16 protein-coding genes are annotated in these 15730 nt (G+C 68.5%); 13 read left to right on the top strand and 3 right to left on the bottom strand.

Annotation, left to right across the window (positions count from 1 at the left end):
• Positions 1–4 precede the first annotated feature (4 nt).
• On the top strand, positions 5–1075 hold the full coding sequence (locus A37E_RS0106150; protein ID WP_029555806.1) for a quinone-dependent dihydroorotate dehydrogenase: 1071 nt from the start codon (positions 5–7) through the stop codon (positions 1073–1075).
• Between the two features lie 81 nt (positions 1076–1156).
• Positions 1157–2188 carry a proline iminopeptidase-family hydrolase gene (locus A37E_RS0106145; RefSeq protein ID WP_051678827.1) on the top strand — a complete coding sequence of 344 codons (1032 nt, stop codon included), beginning with the start codon at positions 1157–1159 and terminating at the stop codon, positions 2186–2188.
• 18 nt (positions 2189–2206) lie between these two features.
• Here the strand turns inward: A37E_RS0106145 and mscL are convergent, their stop codons facing one another.
• Positions 2207–2671 carry a large conductance mechanosensitive channel protein MscL gene (mscL, locus tag A37E_RS0106140; protein WP_051679375.1) on the bottom strand — a complete coding sequence of 155 codons (465 nt, stop codon included), beginning with the start codon at positions 2669–2671 and terminating at the stop codon, positions 2207–2209.
• 301 nt (positions 2672–2972) lie between these two features.
• Between mscL and fabA the strand changes: the two genes are divergently transcribed.
• The 6 genes from fabA to A37E_RS0106110 all read left to right on the top strand — a co-directional run bounded on the left by fabA (position 2973) and on the right by A37E_RS0106110 (position 8410).
• Positions 2973–3515 carry a 3-hydroxyacyl-[acyl-carrier-protein] dehydratase FabA gene (gene fabA, locus A37E_RS0106135; RefSeq protein ID WP_024280910.1) on the top strand — a complete coding sequence of 181 codons (543 nt, stop codon included), beginning with the start codon at positions 2973–2975 and terminating at the stop codon, positions 3513–3515.
• A 55-nt stretch (positions 3516–3570) separates the two neighbouring features.
• Positions 3571–4788: a beta-ketoacyl-ACP synthase I gene (gene fabB / locus A37E_RS0106130; RefSeq protein ID WP_029555803.1), complete on the top strand. Its 1218-nt coding sequence runs from the start codon at positions 3571–3573 to the stop codon at positions 4786–4788.
• A 169-nt stretch (positions 4789–4957) separates the two neighbouring features.
• Entirely contained in the window at positions 4958–5806 is an 849-nt protein-coding gene (fabI, locus tag A37E_RS0106125; protein ID WP_029555802.1) for an enoyl-ACP reductase FabI, read from the top strand.
• Positions 5807–5817: 11 nt separating this feature from the next.
• Positions 5818–6456: a hypothetical protein gene (locus A37E_RS0106120; RefSeq protein WP_029555801.1), complete on the top strand. Its 639-nt coding sequence runs from the start codon at positions 5818–5820 to the stop codon at positions 6454–6456.
• Between the two features lie 148 nt (positions 6457–6604).
• Positions 6605–7369, top strand: a complete 765-nt coding sequence (locus A37E_RS0106115) for a DUF4239 domain-containing protein (RefSeq protein ID WP_038192692.1) — start codon at positions 6605–6607, stop codon at positions 7367–7369.
• A gap of 150 nt (positions 7370–7519) precedes the next feature.
• Positions 7520–8410 (top strand): cation diffusion facilitator family transporter, encoded by an 891-nt coding sequence (locus tag A37E_RS0106110; protein WP_029555799.1) that lies wholly within the window; start codon positions 7520–7522, stop codon positions 8408–8410.
• A gap of 7 nt (positions 8411–8417) precedes the next feature.
• Here A37E_RS0106110 and mog read toward each other — a convergent pair whose 3' ends face one another.
• Positions 8418–8963: a molybdopterin adenylyltransferase gene (gene mog / locus A37E_RS0106105; RefSeq protein WP_029555798.1), complete on the bottom strand. Its 546-nt coding sequence runs from the start codon at positions 8961–8963 to the stop codon at positions 8418–8420.
• A gap of 318 nt (positions 8964–9281) precedes the next feature.
• On the opposite strand from mog, the gene A37E_RS0106100 reads away from it, so the two are divergent.
• Complete coding sequence (locus A37E_RS0106100) at positions 9282–10193, top strand: helix-turn-helix transcriptional regulator (protein WP_029555797.1); 912 nt, start codon at positions 9282–9284, stop codon at positions 10191–10193.
• A 93-nt stretch (positions 10194–10286) separates the two neighbouring features.
• On the opposite strand, the gene A37E_RS0106095 is transcribed toward A37E_RS0106100, so the two are convergent.
• Positions 10287–11993 (bottom strand): ATP-binding protein, encoded by a 1707-nt coding sequence (locus A37E_RS0106095; protein WP_029555796.1) that lies wholly within the window; start codon positions 11991–11993, stop codon positions 10287–10289.
• 465 nt (positions 11994–12458) lie between these two features.
• Here A37E_RS0106095 and A37E_RS0106090 point away from each other — a divergent pair, with 465 nt between their 5' ends.
• Genes A37E_RS0106090 through A37E_RS0106075 form a run of 4 tightly spaced genes read left to right on the top strand, consistent with a single transcriptional unit; the run spans position 12459 to position 15660 of the window.
• The gene (locus A37E_RS0106090) at positions 12459–13331 is read left to right on the top strand and encodes a branched-chain amino acid ABC transporter permease (RefSeq protein WP_029555795.1); all 873 of its coding nucleotides are present in this window, start codon (positions 12459–12461) and stop codon (positions 13329–13331) included.
• Positions 13331–14167 carry a branched-chain amino acid ABC transporter permease gene (locus A37E_RS0106085; protein WP_029555794.1) on the top strand — a complete coding sequence of 279 codons (837 nt, stop codon included), beginning with the start codon at positions 13331–13333 and terminating at the stop codon, positions 14165–14167. Before A37E_RS0106090 ends, A37E_RS0106085 begins: the two co-directional genes overlap by 1 nt.
• Positions 14167–14931 (top strand): ABC transporter ATP-binding protein, encoded by a 765-nt coding sequence (locus A37E_RS0106080; RefSeq protein ID WP_029555793.1) that lies wholly within the window; start codon positions 14167–14169, stop codon positions 14929–14931. The genes A37E_RS0106085 and A37E_RS0106080 overlap by 1 nt, the downstream gene beginning before the upstream one ends.
• A gap of 3 nt (positions 14932–14934) precedes the next feature.
• Entirely contained in the window at positions 14935–15660 is a 726-nt protein-coding gene (locus A37E_RS0106075; protein ID WP_029555792.1) for an ABC transporter ATP-binding protein, read from the top strand.
• Positions 15661–15730 lie beyond the last annotated feature (70 nt).

Raw genomic sequence — 15730 nt, 5'->3', positions numbered from 1 at the left:
CTTCATGGATCTCTACGCCCTTGTTCGGCCCTTCTTCGGGCTGGTGACCCCCGAGCGGGCGCACGGCTATGCCGTCCGCGCCATGGCGCGGGGGCTGATGCCGAACCTCTCCGGCCATGACGACCCGGTGCTCGCGACCCGCGTGTGGGGCCTCGATTTCCCCAATCCCGTGGGCCTCGCCGCCGGCTTCGACAAGCATTGCGAGGTGGCGGACGGCCTGTTGAAGATGGGCTTCGGCTTCGCCGAGATGGGCACCGTCACGCCCCGCCCGCAGCCGGGCAACCCGCAGCCGCGCCTGTTCCGGCTGGAGGAGGACGAGGCGGTCATCAACCGCTTCGGCTTCAACAGCGAGGGCCTCGCCCCGTTCGTCTACCGGCTGGCCAAGCGCCGCTCGGCGGGCGGCAAGGGCATCCTCGGCGCCAACGTGGGGAAGAACAAGGAGAGCGAGGACACGCTGGAGGATTACGCCGCCGGCGTGTCCGCCACCTGCCGGCTCGCCGATTATATCGTCTGCAACATCTCCTCCCCCAACACGCCGGGCCTGCGCGCCCTGCAGGCGCGGGCGGAGATGGAGGCGCTGCTCGCCCATCTCGTCGGCGTGCGCAATGCCTCGGTGCCCGACCCGGCCGAACGCCCGCCGCTGCTGGTGAAGGTGGCGCCCGACCTCGACGACGCCGGCCTCGCCGACGTGGCCGAGGTGGCGCTCGAGACCGGCATCGACGGCATCATCATGGGCAACACCACCCTGTCGCGCCCGGCGAGCCTGCACAGCGCGCACAAGGGCGAGGCCGGCGGCCTCTCCGGCAAGCCGCTGATGACGCTCTCCACAGAGCGGCTGGGCGCGCTTTATCGGCTCGTGGGCGGACGCCTGCCGCTGGTCGGCTCGGGCGGCATCAGCTCGGGCGCCGACGCCTATGCCAAGATCCGGGCCGGGGCGAGCCTCGTGCAGCTCTATTCCGCGCTGGTGTTCCACGGCCCCGGCCTCGTCGGCCGCATCAAGACCGACCTGGCCGCCCGCCTGAAGGCCGACGGCTTCGCCCATGTGGCGGACGCGGTGGGCGCGGACGTCCGCTGATCCCCCCGGTGGCACGCCGCGCTTGACCGCGGCGGCTACTCTGTTACCCCTGATGCTCCTTCCTCCTGACGGTGGGGCATCATGGCCGGGCTGGATCGACGCGCCTTCCTCTCTCTTCTCGGCGCGGCGGCGCTTCTACCGACCGTACGGCCTGCCGTGGCGCGGCCGGCGGTGTTTCCCCCGGCGGACCGGGAGCTGATGGTTCCGGTGAAGGGCGGGCGCATCTATGTGCGCACCAACGGGGTGAGCGCGGGCGGCAGACTGCCGGTGCTGCTCCTCCATGGCGGGCCGGGCGGGATGCATTCCACCTTCCACGACCCGCTGGAGCTGGCCGACGAGCGCATGGTGGTGCTCTACGACCAGCTCGACAGCGGCCGCTCCGACCATCCCGACGATCCCGCCAACTGGACCGTTCCCCGCTTCGCCGACGAGATCGACGCCGTCGCCGCCGCGCTCGGCCTCGCGCGCTTCCATGTGCTGGGGCACAGCTGGGGCGCGACCATCGCGCTGGAGTGGGCGGCGCGGAAGCCCGCGACGTTGGCCGGGCTGGTGCTGGCCAGCCCTTTCATCTCCGGCAAAAGCTGGATCGCCGATGTGACTGCCCGCCGCGCGGCGCTGCCGGCGGACGTGCAGGCGGTGATCGACGCCTGCGAGGGCAAAGCCCCGCCGCCGCAGGCCACCTGCGATGCCGCCGCCGGCGCCTTCTACGCCGCCTTCAACCGCCGCGAGCCGCTGCCGGCCATGCGCAAGGCCTATGAGGCGGCGCAGAACCTGAAACTCAACGAAAAGTTGTATGTGGCCATGAACGGCGCCGGCGAGTTCACCCAGACCGGCACGCTGAAGGATTACGATGGGGAACCCTTGCTGGCGCGGCTCGACGGGGCGCGCACCCTGTTCGTGATCGGCCAGTATGACGAGACGCGAATCTCCACCGTCGCGGCCTTTGCCGAGCAGGTGCCCGGCGGTGCCGAGTTCGCGGTGATCCCCGGCGCCGCCCACGGCATCTTCAATGACCGCCCCGACGAGTCGGTGGCGGTGGTGCGCGGCTTCCTGCGCCGGCAGGATGCGTTGGCGCAGAAAGATGCGCCGGCGGCGCAGGGCACCAAGCCCTGAGCCGCCCCGGTTTGGGCTTTACATGGTCGGCGGGGTGGGAGGGGTGGGCGACACCGGCGGGCGGGCGGCGGGCCGCTCGGAGGCGAGGATGTCGCGAATCTCCATCAGCAGGGCTTCGGTCTTGGTCGGCGCGGCCGGCGGCTTGCCGGCTTCGGCCCGGCGCAAGGCGTTGATGCCGCGCACCACGAGGAAGAGCACGCCCGCCACGATGATGAAATTGATGGCGATGGTGATGAACGATCCATACGCCAATACCGCGCCCTGCTTCTTGGCGTCGGCGAGGTTCGCGGCGGTGACGGACTTCGAGAGCGGAATGAAATAGTTCGAGAAGTCGAGCCCGCCCGTGACCGCGCCGATGACCGGCATGAACACGTCGCCCACCAGCGAGGTGACGATATTGCCGAAGGCGGCACCGATGATGACACCTATGGCCAGGTCCACCACGTTGCCGCGGACCGCGAACTCCTTGAACTCCTTGAGAATCGGCATTGCATGCTCCCGCCCGATATCGCGACCGGGGCGCCGATGCGTCCCGCCCCTTGGCGATACCATAGCCCAGTGCCCCAAGGGCAACGCCCGAGTTGCCGATCCGGTTCGCCCGGCGCGGCCGGATATCGCGCGCATCGTGCCACCCGTGACGCTTTCATGACTTTGAGCGCGCCCCTGCCTATGTTAGGGAGTGCCCGCCACCGATGGCGGGGGCGGCCCTTGCGGGCTCATCAACAGCAACCCTCGGCTGCCCTTGCGGGCGGTGCAGAGGCGGCAAACGGCGACACTGGCAAGAATGGCGGACCGGCAGACCAGCTTCGATTATGAGGATCTCCTCGCGTGCGGACGTGGCGAGCTGTTCGGGGCCGGAAACGCGCAATTGCCGCTGCCGCCCATGCTGATGTTCGACCGGATCACTGAAATCTCGGAGACCGGCGGCGAATTCGGCAAGGGCATGGTGCGCGCCGAGCTGGACGTGAATCCGGACCTCTGGTTCTTCGCCTGCCACTTCAAGGGCGATCCCGTCATGCCCGGCTGCCTCGGCCTTGACGCCATGTGGCAGCTCGTTGGCTTCCACCTCGGCTGGCTCGGCTCGTCCGGCCGCGGCCGGGCGCTGGGCCTTGGCGAACTGAAATTCTCCGGCCAGGTTCTCCCGGGCGTGAAGAAGGTGGTCTACGGCATCGAGTTCAAGCGCGTCATGCGCTCCAAGCTGGTGCTCGGCATCGCCGACGGCTGGCTGGCGGCGGACGGCGAGGTGATCTACCGCGCCAAGGATCTGAAGGTGGGCCTGTTCCAGGCCGAGACGGCACCCCAGCCCGCAGGCGCCGCGAGCGCCTGACAAGGCCTCGCCACGATCTGCGGCGACACTGGGTGCACTCCAATGGGGATTTGACATGCGGCGCGTCGTCGTCACCGGGATGGGCATTGTCTCGTCCATCGGCAACAACACGCAGGAGGTTCTTGCCAGCCTGCGCGAAGCCAAGAGCGGTATTTCCTTCGCCGAGGACTATTCCCGGCTCGGATTCCGGTCCCAGGTGCACGGTGCGCCGACCCTGAACGCGGAAGAGGTCGTTGACCGCCGCGCCATGCGCTTCCACGGCGGCGGCACCGCGTGGAACCACGTGGCCATGGAGCAGGCCATCCGCGATTCGGGCCTTGAGCCGAACGAGGTGTCCAACATCCGCACCGGCCTCGTGATGGGCTCGGGCGGCTCCTCCACCAAGACCATCGTCGACTCGGCCGACATCACCCGCGAGAAGGGGCCGAAGCGCGTCGGCCCGTTCGCGGTGCCCAAGGCCATGGGCTCCACCGCCTCGGCGACGCTCTCCACCTGGTTCAAGATCAAGGGCCTGAGCTATTCCATCTCGGCCGCCTGCGCGACCACCAACATCTGCATCGGCAATGCCTACGAGCTGATCCAGTATGGCAAGCAGGACATCATCTTCGCCGGCGGCTGCGAGGATCTGCACTGGACCCTCTCCGTGCTGTTCGACGGCATGGGCGCCATGTCGTCCAACTTCAACGACCGCCCGGCGGTGGCCTCCCGCGCCTATGACAAGAACCGGGACGGCTTCGTCATCTCCGGTGGCGCCGGCGTCCTCGTGCTGGAAGAGCTGGAGCACGCCAAGGCCCGCGGCGCGCGGATCTATGGGGAAATCGCCGGCTATGGCGCCACCTCCGACGGCGTGGACATGGTGGCCCCCTCGGGTGAGGGCGCCGAGCGCGCCATGAAGCTCGCCATCGCGGGCATCAAGGCGCCCATCGACTACATCAACCCCCACGCCACCTCGACGCCCATCGGCGATCTCAAGGAGATCGAGGCGATCCGGGCCGTGTTCGGCGACAAGTGCCCGCCCATCTCGGCCACCAAGTCGCTCACCGGCCACTCGCAGGGCGCCACCGGCGTGCACGAGGCGATCTATTCCATCCTCATGATGCAGAACGGCTTCATCGCCGAGAGCGCCAACATCGAGGAAATCGACCCGGCCTTCGCCGACATGCCCATCGTGCGCAAGCGGGTGGACAACGTGAAGCTCGGCCATGTGCTGTCCAACGGCTTCGGCTTCGGCGGCACCAATGCCAGCCTCGTCATCAAGCACGTGGATGCCTGACGCAGGTGGACGCCTGAGGCAGGTGGACGCCTGAAACTGCTGGACGCCCGCTGCTCCGATAGGGCGGCGTTCAGGATTGGTCATCAATGGTGAGCCGGCGCCGGCCGAAACGCGATGGCGTGGCCGGGCGCCGTCTGCTATCGGCGTCTCAGGCGCAAGAGGGTAGGTTATGCAGGACCTGATGAAGGGCAAGCGCGGCCTGGTGATGGGTGTCGCCAACGATCATTCCATCGCCTGGGGCATTGCCAAGGCGCTGGCGGGTCAGGGCGCGGAACTCGCCTTCACCTACCAGGGCGAGCAGGTGGCCAAGCGGGTGAAGCCGCTGGCGCAGAGCGTCGGCTCCTCCCTCCTGCTGCCGTGCGACGTGGAAGACCTCGCCAGCGTGGACGCGGTGTTCGCCGCGCTGAAGGAGAGCTGGGGCAAGATCGACTTCCTGGTCCACGCCGTCGCCTTCTCCGACAAGTCCGAGCTGAAGGGCCGCTACGCCGACACCAGCCGGGAGAACTTCTCCCGCACCATGGTGATCTCCTGCTTCTCCTTCACCGAGATCGCCAAGCGCGCCGCGGCGCTGATGCCGGACGGCGGCTCGCTGATCACCCTCACCTATGGCGGCTCCACCCGCGTCATGCCCAATTACAACGTGATGGGCGTGGCCAAGGCGGCGCTGGAGGCCTCCGTGCGCTATCTGGCGGCGGATTTCGGCCCCGTGGGCATCCGCGTGAACGCCATCTCCGCCGGCCCGGTGCGTACGCTGGCGGGCGCCGGCATCGCCGATGCGCGGGTGATGTTCAACTACCAGAAGCGCCACGCCCCCCTGCGCCGCACGGTCAGTATCGAGGAGGTGGGCGGCTCGGCCCTCTATCTCCTCTCCGACCTTTCGGCTGGCGTGACCGGCGAGGTGCATTTCGTCGATTCCGGCTACAACATCATCTCCATGCCGCACCCCGACGTGCTGAAGGCGCAGGAGGATGCGGAGGCGCAGGCGGCGGGCGAAGTGCCCACCAAGGCGGCCGAATAGGGCCGGCGGGCGTGGGCGCCCGGGCCGAGCAGCTTTGCCGTCCGCTGACCCGCCGGGGGCTTCTGGCCGCCGGTGCCGGCCTTCTTGCCGCAACGGCATCCCCCGCCGTCGCCGATCCCGTCACGCCCGACGCGCGCAAGCTGCTCGACGCCATGCCCGGCAAGGCCGTGCTGGGGGCGCAGAAGACCAGGCCCCTCGTCACCGAGCTGGTGGATTTCAACGCCCCCGACTGGCGCCGTTCCGCCTTCGACATGCGCGAGCTGCTCGCCGGTGACGCCAGGCTCGCCTATGCCATCGTGCAGACGCCGCGGGTGGACGTGGGCTCCATCGAGGCGGCGCGGGTGGCTCTGGCCGTGCTCGCCATGCAGCCGGCCAAGTTCGGCGACTTCTACCTCGCGCTCGCCGCCACCACCGGCGACATCGACGGGGTGAAGGCGCTCAACGTGGTGCGTGCCGAGGGGCTGGACCACTACAAGGTGTTCCGCGCCGCCAACCAGCCGGACATTACGGACATCCTTACCCAGGGGGTGGCGCTCGCCGCCGCGCTCCGGGTGCTCGATCCGCCCGCCTATGTGATCGGCGCGGACGTGGTCGCCGGCTATGCCGACCTTGCCCGCAAGCGGGCGCTGATCGCAGCCGCCTCCCGCTGATCGCCGCCCGATTTCGCCAGGGTCGGCCGCCCGCGCGCGATTTTCTCCCTTTACGCTACACAGCCGGCATCGTATCGGGCGATACGTTCGGTCGCCTGCGCCGATAATCAAGCAAGACTCAGACGGGAGTGCAGGCCGGGGGGAAGCCATGGAGGCTTGGCACGTCGCGTTACTGGTCTTCCTCGCGCTTGAGGGCGGCGCGCTGTTCGGCATGGGTTCGCAGCGCTGGCTGAAGGCCCATCACCTCTCCAAGGAAACGCAGGAGGCGGTGAAGCTGGGGGTCGGCATGGTCGCCGCCATGGCGTCGCTGATCCTCGGCCTGATGACCGCCTCGGTGAAGGGCAATTTCGACACCACCGGCAAGGACGTGCAGCAATATGCGACGTTCCTCACCATTCTCGATGCCACGCTCCAACACTACGGGCCGGCGGCCAAGCCGGCGCGCGAGGCCCTGCGCGCCTACACGGTCCACGCCATGAACGAGACCTGGCCCGACGCCAACAACGCGCCCGTGCTGGTCGCCTCCTTCAAGTCGGAGCAGATGCTGGAGCGCGTCGGCCACGAGATCCGCATCCTCGAGCCCTCCGGTGCCGAGCAGGCCGATCTCAAGGCGGAGGCGCTCGACCGGTTCAAAACACTGAACGCGTTGCGCTGGACGCTGATCGCCGAGGCCGTCACCGAGATCCCGCCGGTGTTCATCGTCGTGCTGATCATCTGGCTGACACTGATCTTCGCCAGCTTCGGGCTGTTCTCGCCGGTGAACCTCGTCTCGCTCATCGTCTTTCCCCTGTGCGCGCTGTCGTTGGCCGGCGCCATCTTCCTGATCCTGGAGATGAGCTCCCCGTTCGATGGCGTCATCATGGTGGGGCCGGAAGCCATCCAGCGCTCGCTCGAGCACATGAAGCTGCCCTAAGGGGCGGTGTAAGGCGGGTGTAACCTCCAGCTTGTCCGGGACTGCGACCCCGGCGCGGTTGCGCCGGGGCGCGGGGTTCGGTACGTCCTGCCGACCGCGCGGGACGGACCCGCGGCGCCGCCCCCGACGGCGTGCAGAATGGAGGCCGACATGAGCCGCAAGGTGCTCTGGATTGCGGCGGCGAGCGTGCTGGTCGGCGCCGTCGTCCTCGGCCTGAAGACGCTGGCATGGTGGGTCACCGGCTCGGTGGCGCTGCTGTCCGACGCGCTGGAAAGCATCATCAACGTCGCCGCCTCGGCCGCGGCGCTGTTCGCCATCACCGTGTCCGCGCGCCCCGCCGACGACAACCACCAGTTCGGCCATCACAAGGCGGAATATCTCTCGGCGGTGCTGGAAGGCGTGCTCGTGGTGGTGGCGGCCGTCACCATCATGCGCGAGGCCTATTACGGCTTCCTCGACCCGCACCTGCCCGACCAGCCCTTCACCGGCATGCTCATCAACGGCGCGGCGACGGTCATCAACGCCATCTGGTGCCTGGTGCTGCTGCGGGTGGGCAAGAGCATGCGCTCGCCGGCCCTCGTCGCCGACGGCAAGCATGTGCTGACCGATGTGGTCACCTCCGTCGGCGTGCTGATCGGCTTCGTGCTGGTGCCCGTCACCGGCTGGCCGGTGCTCGATCCGCTCATCGCCGGCCTCGTGGCGCTCAACGTGCTGTGGACCGGCTGGAGCCTGATGAAGGAATCCGTGGGCGGGCTGATGGACGCCGCGCCGCCGCCGGACGTGGTGGCGCGCATCCGCGAGCTGGTCTCGCTCCATGCCGCCGGCGCCATCGAGGCGCACGACCTGCGCACCCGCCATGCCGGGCGCATCACCTTCGTGGAATTCCATCTGGTGGTGCCCGGCGACATGACGGTGGCCGCCGCCCACGACATTTGCGACCGCATCGAGAACGCCTTCGAGCGCGACATGGACGATGCGATCATCACCATCCATGTGGAGCCCGAGGGCGAGGCCAAGCATCGCGGCGTGGTGGTGGTCTGAGGCGGCCTTACGCGCCTTTGGGCCGGAACGCGGCGCAGACGGTCGGATCGGTCTCGATGCGCCCGGCGCCGATGAGGTCCAGGCAATAGGGGATGGCCGGGAACACCGCCGCGAGGCACACCGCGATGGAGGCCGGCTTGCCCGGCAGGTTCACGATCAGCGTCTTGCCGCGCACCCCCGCCTCCTGCCGCGACAGGATGGCGGTGGGCACCTCGTTGAGGCTGATGCGCCGCATCTGCTCGCCGAAGCCCGCCAGCGGTTTCTCGATCACCGCCGCCATGGCCTCCGGTGTCAGGTCGCGCGGGGAGGGCCCGGTGCCGCCCGTGGTGCAGATGAGGTCCATGTGCTCCGCGTCGGCGAGGGTGATGAGGGTGTCGCGCACGCTCTCGAACCCGTCCGGGATCACCCGATAGTCGGCGACCCACGGGCTGGTGATGGCGCGGCGCAGCCAGGCCTCGATGGCCGGGCCGCTCAGATCCTCATAGGTGCCGGAGCTGGCGCGATCCGAGATGGTGACGATGCCGATGCGGGCAGGGGACGCGGCAGGGGTCATGGGGGAAAATCCGGCTGGAAAGCGTTCCGCCTGTGCTGGCGTGCCCGGCAGTCTAAAGCAAGCGCCGCACCAGCGGTGCCCCGTCGCAGGGTTACAATTTGGGCTTGCGACACGGCCGCCAGAGCACGCGCCGATCTGATTGCATCGCAATCAGATCGGATCACGCGTTTTCTTTCCTCGCGTGAGAGGGCGATTCACCGATCAAGTTGATTCAACTTGATCGGATCGCGCTCTAAGCCGTATTCATGTGAACATAAGAGAAAAGTGTCGTTTCCTCCGGCGCGCCCTGCGTGGTGGAGGCCAATCGGGCCGGGCCGGATGTCGGAATATCTCACCACCCGCGAGCTCGCGGCGCTGCTGAGGGTGCGCGAGCGCAAGGTCTACGACCTCGTCGCCACCGGCAGCCTTCCGGTGCGGCGGGTGACCGGCAAGCTGCTGTTTCCACGGCAGGAAATCCAGGACTGGATCGCCGGCTCGGCGGAAAGCGCCCCGGTCCACGCCGCCGCGCCGGATGGCGCCCACCATTCAGCGCCTTCGGACCATCACGCCCCGCCGGCGGTGATGACCGGCGGCCACGATCCCCTGCTGGAATGGGCGCTGCGCGAATCGCGCTCCGGCATCGCCTGCCTCATGGACGGCGCGCTCGACGGCCTCGACCGGGCGGACCGGGGCGAGTGCATCGCCGTCGGCCTCCATGTGCCGGAGGGCGACGACTGGAACGCGGGAGTGGTGGAGGAGCGCTTTGGCCGCGCGCCCTGGGTGCTGGTGGAATGGGCGCGGCGGGTGCGCGGGCTGATCTGCCGGCCGGGCCTTCCCCGTCCGCCCACCTGCCTCGCCGACGTGAAGGGCCTCAAATTCCAGACGCGCCAGAAGGAAGCGGCGAGCGAACTGGTGCTGGATCTCCTGCTCGCCGCGGAAGGGATGGGCCGCGACGCCCTCACCTGCGCCGGCACGGCGGAGCGCTCGGAGACCGACCTTGCCCTCGCCGTCGCCACCGGGCGGGCGGATGTGGGCCTCGGCATCGCCGCCGCCGCGCGCCTGCACAATCTCGATTTCGTGCCGCTGGTGGAAGAGCGCTTCGACCTCATGGTCTGGCGCCGGGCCTATTTCGAGCCCTCGTTCCAGAAGCTCGTCGCCTTCTGCCGGGAGCCCGCCTTCGAGGCGCGGGCGGTGGAGCTGGGCGGCTACGACGTCTCCGGCTTCGGGACGGTTCATTTCAACGGGGCGTGACGCCCTTTCGTCATTTCAACAGACAAAAAAGACCCGCCCGAGGGACCGGGCGGGTAAGTCAAGGGCAATGGGGGTGCCCTATCCGGGCGCGGCTCAGGCGAGCGGCGGCACGTCCAGCGCGCGGAAGATGGCGCAGCGGCGGAAGGCATCGATGGAGGGCGGCACGCCCTTCTGCGAGCAGTATTTCGCCACCAGCTTGGCGAGGCCCTTGATGTCGCGGCCCGAGGTCTCCGGGAACATCTCCACCAGCGTGTCGATGAGCTCGTTGGAGAGGATGAGGCCGAACTGGTCGCACATCACCCGCCAGATCTTGCGCCGGTCGTCCGGGCCGGGAGAGTGATATTTGATGAGGGCGATGCACCGCGAGACGATGGCCTCGTCGATGTCGTCCACCCGGTTGGTGGTGAGGAACAAGAGGCCGTTGAAGTATTCGAGCACGCGCAGGAACACGCCCACCACGGCATTCATGGTGAGGTTGTCCTGCCGGCGCTTGATGTAGACATCCGCCTCGTCGATCAGCATCACCGCGCCCCAGCGCTGGGCGCGCGTCAACGCATCCTTCAACGCCTGCTCCATGTGCGCCACATCGAGGCCGAGCTGGCCGGAATGCACGCGGTAGAGCGGGCGCTGGATGATCTCGGAATAGACTTCGGCGGTGAGCGTCTTGCCGACGCCGGGCGGGCCGGCGCAGAGCACGGTGGTGCCGCCGGACTTGCCCGCCACCACGTCGTCCATGAGCGTGTTCATCTCGGCGGTGAGGATGTCGATGAGGTCGGTCTGCTCCGGCGGCAGCACCAGCTTCTGCTTCAGTTCCGGGTGGTATTCGTAGGGCCTTATGTCGTCCACATGCACCCACACATGGTGGTGCAGCTCCAGATGGAACATCAGGATCAAGGGATGGACCGGCATGTCGGTGAAGGCACCCTTGGGGATGCTGTCCTTCGCCGCGCGTAGCGCCTCGTCCACGGCCATGTGGAAGAGGTTCTGCTTGTCCGCCTTCTTCACGATCTTGTCGAGGAAGAAGCCGGAGGTCTCCGTGCCCAGCGTGCGCTCGCCGAGCAGTTCCTCGTCGTTCACCAGCCGCGCCTCGCTGCCGGAGGAGGAGAGCACCACGGTCGCCTTGCGCGCCCAGTCGGTGTCGCGCCGGTTGGCGGTGGGGTCTTCGGCGAAGAGGCCGGTGCCACGCCCGGAGAACTGCTCGCCATAGCGGCCGCGCCATTCGAAATAGCGCACCATCTGGTCGTCGAAGGAGGCGAGGAGGCCGGCATCCTCCATCAGCCAGCCCTTGGCGGCGAGCGTGCCGGGAATGGTGAGGCCGCGCAGGTCCTTGGAGCGGATCAGCAAATTCTCGACGTGGGTCTTGCCGCGATTGTTGGCCTTCAGCTCCACGATCAGCCGCCCCGCCTCCTCCTCGCCGGGGGGCGTGTAGTCGAGGCGGGTGATGAGATAGGGCTCGGGCTTGCCGGCGGGGTTCATGCGGAACAGCCAGCCGCGAATGCAGTGCTTGACGAAGTAAAGCGCGATCGCCCCCGCCAGATCTTCCAGCTCGTCCGGGCCGAAGCGCCGGCCGTCGTCCCGGAACACGCCGACGAGGTTGGCGAGCTGCTCCTCCTGCCCGCGAATGGTGGTGCCGCCCGTCTTCAGCACCAGCTCGTGCAGGTGGGCCAGCTCATCGGGCTTCAGCGCATCGAGGCCCAGCTCCATGCGGCTCGAAAGACGCGGCTGGGCGAGGAGGTGCGCCTGGTCCGGGAAGGCGTCCACCAGGCTTTCGACCACCAGGCGTTCGACGATGAGTTTCATGGGGCAGCCTCATGTCTCGAACGATGTCGGGGCTTCGACATTTTTGGCCGACCTGTGACACGCCCTGGCATCGCGAACGGGGATGCAGGGGCGATAGCAAGATCGGGGCCGGAGCCCTGCAGGGCGTCGCCGGGCGCGGAAGGTTGGGCGCCGGGGCACCGGCCGCTCTGCCGCAGGCGTGTGCAGAAGGGCGCCCGCGCCGAGGGCAGGCGCTGCGCACGCAACCCTCTCAACTCGGCGCAAGCCCTTGGCGATGCAGCGCACAGGCGGGGAGGGCGCTTGCTGCGATGCAGTGAAATCCGCCTGAAATTTCAGCTTGAAGCCACGCCCAAAATAGCTTTGTATCAAACCTAATCGCTGCCCCGCTTCCGTGCCGTCCGCAATCTCCGGAGGGCGACGCCTCAGGCGGAGGGGGGAAGGGCAGCGCCCGCGTCACGGCGTACGAGAGGAAGGTTGCCCCGGCCCATGCTCGCGCAGCAGATCGTCAACGGCCTCATGCTCGGGGCCATCTACATGCTTGTGGCGGTGGCCTTCACCCTCGCCATCGGCGTGCTCAACTTCCTGAACTTCTCGCTCCCCGGCCTGTTCATGGTGGGCGGCATGCTCGCCTTCGGGCTGATGAAGGCGGGCTGGCCCTTCCTCATCGCCGCAGCGGGCGCGCTGGCGGCGGCGGCGTTCGTCTCGCTCCTGGTGGAGCGCTTCGCCTACCGGCCCATGCAGGGCGGCGACCCGGAAGTGCCGATGGTGTCCTCCCTCGGCTTCCTGGTGCTGCTCGAAAACCTGATGCTGATCCAGTACGGCTCGGACCAGCAGGCGTTCCCGGCCCTGCTGCCGGACCTCAACATCCGCCTCGGTGGGCTCGTCATCGGCATCGCGCAGCTCATCTCGCTGGCGCTCTCCCTCGGCCTCGTGGCGTTCCTGTCCTGGTATCTCTCCTCCACCGCCGGCGGCCGGCGCATTCGCACCGTGGCGGAGAACCGGGAGACGGCCCTGCTCATGGGCATCGACATCTCCCGCCTCGTGCCCCAGCTCTTCATCGCCTCGGCACTCTTGGCGGCGCTGGCGGGCATCCTCTTCGCCGTGAACTACCAGCAGGTGTCGCCCTTCATGGGCGAGGGCGTGGGCTTCAAGGGCGTCGCGGCCATGATCGTCGGCGGCATGGGCTCCATCTGGGGCGCGGTGCTGGGCGGGCTGGTCATCGGCCTCGCGGAGGTGCTGTCCATCTCCTTCATCGGCGCGGACGTGGTGAACATCTCCGTCTACGGCCTCCTGCTCCTCATCCTCATCGTGCGTCCGCAGGGCCTCATGGGCCGCGCCGCCAGCCGGGAGAAGCTGTGATGAGCGGCTATCTGACGGGCGTCCTCGTCGTCCTCGCCTTCAACGTCATCGCCGCCTATGCGGTCTATCTGCCGCTGGCGGCGGGGCAGCTGAACCTCGGCATCGCCGGCTTCATGGCCATCGGCGCCTATGCCTCGGCCTTCCTCACCAACGAATATATGTGGCCCATGTGGGCGGCCATCCCGCTCGGCGCGGGGCTCGCGGGGCTGGTGGGCCTGCTCATCGGCGTGCCGGTGCTGCGCACCCACGGCATCTATCTCGCCATGGCCACCTTCGCCCTGGGGCAGGTGATCTCCGCGATCTTCCTCAATCTGGAAGTGGTGGGCGGCGCGGCGGGCTATCCGGTCACGGACTATGCCGGCCCTTACGTGGTCTATGCGGCGGCGGCCGGCGTGGTGATGCTGATGCTGCTCGTCTCCCGCACCCGCTTCGCGCTCTGCCTCACGGCGGTGAAGAGCGACGCGACAGTGGCGGACCTGCTCGGCGTCTCGGTGCGCGGCATGAAGGTCGCGGCCTTCGCTCTGGGCGCGGCGGTGGCCGGCTTCGGCGGCGGGCTCTACGCGCACCATTACAGCTTCGTCGAAGCGCAGCATTTCAACGTGCTGCTCTCGGTCTTCACCGTGCTCTACGTGCTGTTCGGCGGCACGCAGACGGTGTGGGGGCCGCTGGTGGGCGCCGCCTTCTTCACGCTGGTGCCGGAGCTGCTGCGCGCCTCCGACCAGTGGCGCTACGCCCTGTTCGCCGTCTTCATCATCCTGTTCATGGCCGTGCGGCCGCAGGGGCTGGTGACGTCTTCCCTGTTCCGCCTGTTCCGGCGCAAGGCGGAGGCCGCGTGATGAGTGCCGCAGCCCTCGCCATCACCGGCCTGTCCAAATCCTTCGCCGGCGTGCGCGCCATCCGCGACCTGTCCTTCACCGTGCCGAAGGGCGTCACCACCGCCCTCATCGGTCCGAACGGGGCGGGCAAGACCACGGTGTTCAACCTGGTCAGCGGCGTCTACGGCGTCGATGCCGGGCGTATCGAGGTGAACGGGCAGGACGTGACGCACATGCCGTCGCGCAAGCGCATCTCCACCGGCGTCGCCCGCTCGTTCCAGAACATCCGTCTGATGCCGCACCTCTCGGTGCTGGAAAACCTGCTGGTGGGCCAGCATGTGCGCGCCTCTTCCCTCGGCGCACTGCTCACTCCCTACCGGCTCTTTCCCAACCACCGCTGGAAGCGCGAGGCGCGCGCGGCGCTGGAGGAGAGCGGCCTTGGCCGCTGGGCCGACGAGATGGTCTCCGCGCTGCCCTATGGCGTGCGCAAGCGCATCGACCTCGTGCGCGCGACGCTGGCCGGCGCGAGCCTCTTGATGCTCGACGAGCCCGCCGCCGGCCTCAATCCCAGCGAGACGAATGCCCTGCGCGATCATCTCAAGGCGCTGATGGCGAAGGGCGTCACCCTCCTCGTGGTGGAGCACGACATGCACTTCGTGGATTCGATCTGCGAGAACGTGGTGGTGCTGAACTTCGGCGAGAAGATCGCCGAAGGCCCGCTCTCCCGCGTGCGGCAGGAGAAATTGGTGCGCGAGGCCTATATCGGCACGGACGAGGAGGCCTGAACCATGGCGCTGCTCGAAGTCTCCGGCCTCTCCGTCGCCTACGGCCGCGTCGCGGCGCTCTCGGACGTGTCGCTGACCGTCAACGAGGGCGAGGTCGTCACCGTGCTCGGCGCCAACGGCGCGGGCAAGTCCACTTTGCTCAAGGCCATCCTCGGCGCGGTGCCGGCCAAGGCGGGGGGCATCACCTTCGCGGATGCCGACATCACCCGCCTGCCGCCGCACCGGCGCATGGCGGCCGGCGTGGTGCTGGTGCCGGAAGGCCGGCGCATCCTCATCACCCTGACGGTCGAAGAAAACCTGCGGCTCGGCGCCCACATGCGGCGCGACACGGCGGCGGTGGAGCGGGAGATAGCGGCCATCTATGACCGCTTCCCCAACCTCGCCGAGCGCCGCCACATGGCCGCCTCCTGCCTCTCCGGCGGCGAGCAGCAGATGCTGGCCATCGGCCGCGCCATGATGGCGAAGCCCCGCCTGATGATGCTGGACGAGCCGTCGCTGGGCCTCTCGCCGCTGTTCGTCTCCAAGCTGTTCGATCTCATCCGCGAGCTGAACGGGGACGGCCTCTCCGTGCTGCTGGTGGAGCAGAACACCGGCAAGGCGCTGAAGGCGGCGCATTCCGCCACCGTGCTGGAACTCGGCCGCGTGGCCATGGCCGGCGCGCCCGACGTGCTCGCGGCCGATCCCCGTTTGCAGGACGCGTATCTGGGCGGCGGGTCGGCCGCCCATTGAACCACGGTCCGAGGGCCCATGGGCCCTCGGGGCAAGCCCGCGCGGCGATTGAGCGTGCGCACCCGGCGCC

It is taken from the genome of Xanthobacter sp. 91 (assembly GCF_000702385.1).
Lineage (GTDB): Bacteria > Pseudomonadota > Alphaproteobacteria > Rhizobiales > Xanthobacteraceae > Xanthobacter > Xanthobacter aminoxidans.
This window is presented reverse-complemented; position numbering and strand designations above follow the sequence as displayed.

Bases quoted from the DNA above. Each gene is read 5' to 3' on its own strand.
- A37E_RS0106150 (WP_029555806.1), top strand. From the start codon at position 5: ATGGATCTCTACGCCCTTGTTCGGCCCTTCTTCGGGCTGGTGACCCCC.
- A37E_RS0106145 (WP_051678827.1), top strand. From the start codon at position 1,157: ATGGCCGGGCTGGATCGACGCGCCTTCCTCTCTCTTCTCGGCGCGGCG.
- fabA (WP_024280910.1), top strand. From the start codon at position 2,973: ATGGCGGACCGGCAGACCAGCTTCGATTATGAGGATCTCCTCGCGTGC.
- fabB (WP_029555803.1), top strand. From the start codon at position 3,571: ATGCGGCGCGTCGTCGTCACCGGGATGGGCATTGTCTCGTCCATCGGC.
- fabI (WP_029555802.1), top strand. From the start codon at position 4,958: ATGCAGGACCTGATGAAGGGCAAGCGCGGCCTGGTGATGGGTGTCGCC.
- A37E_RS0106115 (WP_038192692.1), top strand. From the start codon at position 6,605: ATGGAGGCTTGGCACGTCGCGTTACTGGTCTTCCTCGCGCTTGAGGGC.
- A37E_RS0106110 (WP_029555799.1), top strand. From the start codon at position 7,520: ATGAGCCGCAAGGTGCTCTGGATTGCGGCGGCGAGCGTGCTGGTCGGC.
- mog (WP_029555798.1), bottom strand. From the start codon at position 8,963: ATGACCCCTGCCGCGTCCCCTGCCCGCATCGGCATCGTCACCATCTCG.
- A37E_RS0106100 (WP_029555797.1), top strand. From the start codon at position 9,282: ATGTCGGAATATCTCACCACCCGCGAGCTCGCGGCGCTGCTGAGGGTG.
- A37E_RS0106095 (WP_029555796.1), bottom strand. From the start codon at position 11,993: ATGAAACTCATCGTCGAACGCCTGGTGGTCGAAAGCCTGGTGGACGCC.
- A37E_RS0106090 (WP_029555795.1), top strand. From the start codon at position 12,459: ATGCTCGCGCAGCAGATCGTCAACGGCCTCATGCTCGGGGCCATCTAC.
- A37E_RS0106085 (WP_029555794.1), top strand. From the start codon at position 13,331: ATGAGCGGCTATCTGACGGGCGTCCTCGTCGTCCTCGCCTTCAACGTC.
- A37E_RS0106080 (WP_029555793.1), top strand. From the start codon at position 14,167: ATGAGTGCCGCAGCCCTCGCCATCACCGGCCTGTCCAAATCCTTCGCC.
- A37E_RS0106075 (WP_029555792.1), top strand. From the start codon at position 14,935: ATGGCGCTGCTCGAAGTCTCCGGCCTCTCCGTCGCCTACGGCCGCGTC.